Source organism: Candidatus Cloacimonadota bacterium (assembly GCA_011372345.1).
In the GTDB taxonomy this organism is placed as follows: domain Bacteria; phylum Cloacimonadota; class Cloacimonadia; order Cloacimonadales; family TCS61; genus DRTC01.
In genome coordinates, this window is sequence record DRTC01000131.1 from 1 (window position 1) to 4,828 (window position 4,828).

7 protein-coding genes are annotated in these 4,828 nt (G+C 35.5%); 5 read left to right on the top strand and 2 right to left on the bottom strand.

From position 1 onward, the window contains the following. Positions 1-42: 42 nt before the first annotated feature. Both ENL20_02430 and ENL20_02435 read right to left on the bottom strand, forming a co-directional pair. Positions 43-603, bottom strand: coding sequence for a hypothetical protein (locus ENL20_02430; protein HHE37411.1), 561 nt, complete (start codon positions 601-603; stop codon positions 43-45). Between the two features lie 110 nt (positions 604-713). Then, on the bottom strand, positions 714-1,226 hold the full coding sequence (locus ENL20_02435; GenBank protein HHE37412.1) for a cob(I)yrinic acid a,c-diamide adenosyltransferase: 513 nt from the start codon (positions 1,224-1,226) through the stop codon (positions 714-716). A gap of 597 nt (positions 1,227-1,823) precedes the next feature. Here ENL20_02435 and ENL20_02440 point away from each other — a divergent pair. The 5 genes from ENL20_02440 to ruvB all read left to right on the top strand — a co-directional run bounded on the left by ENL20_02440 (position 1,824) and on the right by ruvB (position 4,652). Then, positions 1,824-2,057 carry a hypothetical protein gene (locus tag ENL20_02440; protein ID HHE37413.1) on the top strand — a complete coding sequence of 78 codons (234 nt, stop codon included), beginning with the start codon at positions 1,824-1,826 and terminating at the stop codon, positions 2,055-2,057. A gap of 40 nt (positions 2,058-2,097) precedes the next feature. Further along, a complete protein-coding gene (locus ENL20_02445) occupies positions 2,098-2,319 on the top strand; it encodes a DUF1049 domain-containing protein (GenBank protein ID HHE37414.1) in 222 nt (73 codons plus the stop codon). After that, positions 2,300-2,797 carry an O-acetyl-ADP-ribose deacetylase gene (locus ENL20_02450; GenBank protein HHE37415.1) on the top strand — a complete coding sequence of 166 codons (498 nt, stop codon included), beginning with the start codon at positions 2,300-2,302 and terminating at the stop codon, positions 2,795-2,797. The genes ENL20_02445 and ENL20_02450 overlap by 20 nt, the downstream gene beginning before the upstream one ends. Before the next feature lie 8 nt (positions 2,798-2,805). Further along, entirely contained in the window at positions 2,806-3,498 is a 693-nt protein-coding gene (locus ENL20_02455; GenBank protein HHE37416.1) for a PrsW family intramembrane metalloprotease, read from the top strand. Positions 3,499-3,620: 122 nt separating this feature from the next. After that, on the top strand, positions 3,621-4,652 hold the full coding sequence (gene ruvB / locus ENL20_02460) for a Holliday junction branch migration DNA helicase RuvB (GenBank protein HHE37417.1): 1,032 nt from the start codon (positions 3,621-3,623) through the stop codon (positions 4,650-4,652). The last annotated feature ends 176 nt before the right edge of the window (positions 4,653-4,828 follow it).

The following is a 4,828-nucleotide window of genomic DNA, read 5'->3' on the forward strand; positions in this document are numbered from 1 at the left end:
GTAGAGATTTTTTTCGATAAAATTCTGGAAATTCATTTTTTCCTAAAATACAAAAGTTATATTAAGATTGCTGATCAATATCTTAAATCCAGCATCCAGACTTATTCTGCAAAAAGAATTTTCAGAAATTTGAAAACTATAACCTAAACCAAAAGCAAGAGTAGGAATAGCTAATGAGACAGAACCCCAATTACTCGAACCTCCTGGATCACCAAAAGGTGATGGAAACATCGCGTAATCCAAACCAACGATTATACTCTTGTATAATCCTGTTCTTTTTTCCTTGAAATAATTACATTTCACAGCTAATCCGTAAACTTGTAAACCTTCCAAATGAAATCCATGAATAAAAAAAATATCTTCCCTTATTCTTTCATTTTTCAACTTGTTTATTTTCACTAATCCTAAATATAGTCTTGGTGCTATTGCTGGACTGATCCCAGTAAAAATTATCCTTTTCTTGGTGATGGCTTTGAGTAATTCCGTGTTTGCTTGTTTGAATTTTTCTGATAAAGACAGTTCATGTATATCTTCATTTTTGTTTTCTGCAAATGAATAAAACGTAATGATCGAAATTAGAAATAGACAAGTTAATTTTTTCATATTAAATCAAATTGCTACTTTTTTATTTTCGCATTTTTCGTGTGTTTCGCGGGTAATATTTTGCATTTATAGATTCCTTTTTGTTCGTTCTTGTTAGCTTTGTTCGCTATTCAAAATTCAACACCTTTCCGAGCCTGAACACCTTTGGAAAAATAATGTTTGACCTCCTTCATTTCCGTGACCAGATCAGCTTTATCGATTACTTCTTCCCTTGCGTATCTGCCGGTCATAACAACTTCCGCATCTGTTTTTATGTTCAGGAGCTCAAGTTGTTTTTCGAGCGGCAGCAGTTTCCACTCAACCGCTACATTGATCTCGTCGATAACGATCAAATCGTATTTCCCTGATTTCAGAACTTCTTTTGCTTTTTCATATCCGGCTTCAGCTTCGATAAAATCGATCTCATCCGGATTATTGGGATCGATCAACTGGTCTGTCCCGAACTGAAAAATATCGATATTCTGCTGTTTTTCCAAAAACTTGATCTCACCGTAAACATAGTTTTTTTTCATGAACTGGATCAAACATACTTTTTTCTTATTTCCCAGTGCTCTGATGATCAAACCTAACGAAGCTGTTGTTTTTCCTTTTCCGTTACCCGTGTAAATATGGATCATATTCATTTCCTTTTTCTTACTTTTTGCTTTTCTATAGAACACTATTTCCCTGTCAACTTTCTTGTTTTCTGTTAAATTTAATTCTTATCCCGAATGTCCGTAATCGGGCAACTAATCCCTCTTTGAAACAAATATCAGTGTTTGTTATATCATCGTATTTTTAGGCAGATTATGTGAAAGTTGCTGTTTATCATGCTCGATATCGAGCAAATGCGGGCAGTTTCATTTTTTGCTGAAATAAATAACTTCATATTAAATAAGGAGTTATCTTGTTTGGAACAAGTATTGCAGTAGATTTCTAACAAATAGAGAGGATTGAAAAATGAAAAAAGCAAAATTAATTTTAAATTTTATTGCAGATAATACATTAAGGATCGGGATTTTGATATTTTTAATACTTTTCATATTTTTTATAGCAAATCTGCTTTCAGCGTAAAATATTACTTGAATTAGATTAAACAAGGAATTATACTGGATTAAGAGACAAATATTTATATGATTCGCTAACCGTAAATACATAAATTCCCGAATAATCGAAAATAGAAAAATAAGACTTGACCTGAATTATAATTTTCTGGTGGAGTCTTTTTTTAATGAGGAAATATGAAAGAAACATTCAAAAAGATTTTAGTTTTAAATAATGAAATAGAAGCAAACTTGATGAAAACCGAACTATCAAAACGGGAAATTCCGCACATCATTCGTTCCTATCATGATTCAGCTTATAATGGTTTATTTCAGATGCAGAAAGGTTGGGGAATTATCAAAGCGCCGGAAGAATTTAAGGAACAAATAAAGGAGATTCAGCGAGATATTTCAAAGAAAACTGAATCGTAAAACAATTTGCTAAATTGTCTTGCAAAGTTCGGGAGAAGCAATGAAACCCAAAACAATAATCATTTTAATTCTTTTTATCCTGTTCATTATCTTACTCATCCAAAACACAAAAGTTGTTGAATTCAGAGTCTATTTCTGGACGATCAGTATGTCTCGCATCATTATTTATCCGGCAATCCTGATCATTGGATTCTTCATCGGCTATATAACAGCGATCATTTCCAAAAAGAAGAAAGGCAGGAATGAAGATCAAAGTTCATAAAGGTGACATCACCAAACTGAATGTCGATGCGATCGTTAATGCAGCCAACAGAACTTTACTCGGAGGTGGAGGTGTTGACGGAGCAATTCATCGAGCTGCAGGTACTGATTTATTGGAAGAATGTCGAACACTGAATGGCTGCAAAACCGGAGAAGCGAAGATCACGAAAGGATATAACCTTCCGGCAAGATTTGTTATTCACACGGTTGGACCTGTTTGGAGTGGAGGAAATCGAAATGAAGATGGATTGCTGGCAAGCTGTTACAAAAACTGTCTGATTTTAGCAGTTGAGAATAAAATCAAGACAATCGCATTTCCTGCTATCAGTACCGGGATTTATCATTTTCCTATTGAAAGAGCAACAAAAATCGCCGTTCGGGAAATGAAGAATTTTCTGCAAAATAATGATTTCATTCAGGAAGTCATTTTTGTTTGTTTTAGTGAAAATATTTATCAACAATATTTGAAAGAACTTTAAATGAAATTATGCATTATCTTTTGTTAGGTTTTGCTCCCGGTCTTTACTGGTTATGGTATTTTTATCAAAGAGATAAAATAGAACCAGAACCGTTGAGACTTGTTTTAATCTCTTATTTTTTAGGAATTCTTGCAGTTGCCATCACATTCCTGGTGCAACTACCTTTCAGATGGAGTTATTTTACGAGTGCTGTGATCGCTGCTCCCATCATCGAAGAATCATCCAAATTCCTGATAGTTTTCATATTTTTATATCGGAACAAAAACTTCAGTGAACCGATGGATGGAATCGTCTATACATCTGCTGTTGCTCTGGGTTTTGCTTCGATCGAGAACGGAATTTATCTTTTCAAGTTCAGTAAGCAGGCAAAATTTCTGCTTCCCAACATTATTTTGATCAGGGCATTACTGTCTGTTCCTGCTCATGCTCTTTTTTCCAGCATTTGGGGACATGCTTTGGGAAATATAAAGTTTTCTAAAAAGAAAAACATTATATCCGTTGTATTTGCATTATTACTGGCAATGATTTTACATGCATTCTTCAATTTTTTCTGTAATCCTTATATTGTTTCCTCATTCGGATTACTTGCCCTGCTCGCTGCTATGTGGATATTTATCAATTGTAAAATCCGAAGATCTCTGGATGAATCTCCTTATGCAAAACGGTCTTACTTCTCAAGATGGAGAAGGAAAAAGGGATGAAACTTTTTGCGTATTGCAATAGTTAAAAAGGAATAAAAAAATTGACTCAATTAACTAAAAAAATTTCCTAAATAAAATCCGTGTTAATTCGTGAAAATCAGCGACAAAAAAAGGAAAAAATAATGTTAGAAAGAATTTCAGATCCGAAAGAATTTCCTGATGAACAGGAGTTCGATAGAACGCTCCGACCAAAAACTTTAAACGATTTTGTCGGACAGGAGCAGATTAAGGAAATACTGGATATTTCCATTCAGGCAACAAAGCTGCGTCGAGAACCACTCGATCATATTTTATTTTACGGACCTCCCGGATTGGGGAAAACAACTCTGGCTTATATTATTGCCAATGAACTCGAAACGGAAATAAAAGTCAGTGCAGGTCCGGTATTAGAGCGAGCTACTGATCTTGCCGGAATTTTAACGAATCTGCAGAGAAGTGATGTTTTTTTCATAGATGAGATTCATCGATTAAACCATGTTGTCGAGGAATATATGTATCCTGCGATCGAGGATTTCAAGATGGAGATCATTATTGATAGCGGTCCTTCGGCTCGTTCCCTGAATATCGATATCGAACCGTTCACTTTGATCGGAGCAACCACCCGAGCCGGACTTCTGACTTCTCCGCTGCGAGCCAGATTCGGTCTGGTTCTGCGTCTGGATTATTATGATGTGCAAAGCATTAAGAAGATAATTACTCGATCGGCAAAATTGATGAAAATTTCCATTGAACCGGAAGGAACTGATGAGATTGGTCGTCGCAGTCGCGGAACACCACGGGTTGCCAATCGTCTTTTACGCAGAGTTCGAGATTATGCTCAAATAAAAGGTGACGGAATTATCACCAAAGAAATCGCGAACAAAGCCCTGAAAATGCTGAATGTCGATCATTGCGGACTGGACGATATGGATAAAAGAATTCTGAAAACGATCATGGAAAATTATAATGGCGGTCCTGTTGGTTTGAAGACTCTCGCAGTTGCAGTTGGCGAAGATCCCGGTACGATCGAGGAAATTTATGAACCCTATCTCATCCAGCAGGGATTTCTCGATAGAACTCCTCAAGGAAGGAAAGTAACGATTAAGTCTTACCGTCATTTCCGGATAACACCTTCGCAGGAACAAATGAGTATTTTTGAGAAGATAGAATTGTGAAAATAATCAGTTGCCAAGTTCACCAAGGAATACGAAGAAAATAGCATAAACAATCTTTGTGGAAATTTTGTGTTCTTCTTAGCATAAATGGTAGTGTAACATAATTTATGAAAGATTATGAAAGAAAAAATGCTCTTTAGAGCATTTGAAAATTGGTGAATATTGCAGGAGCAAAC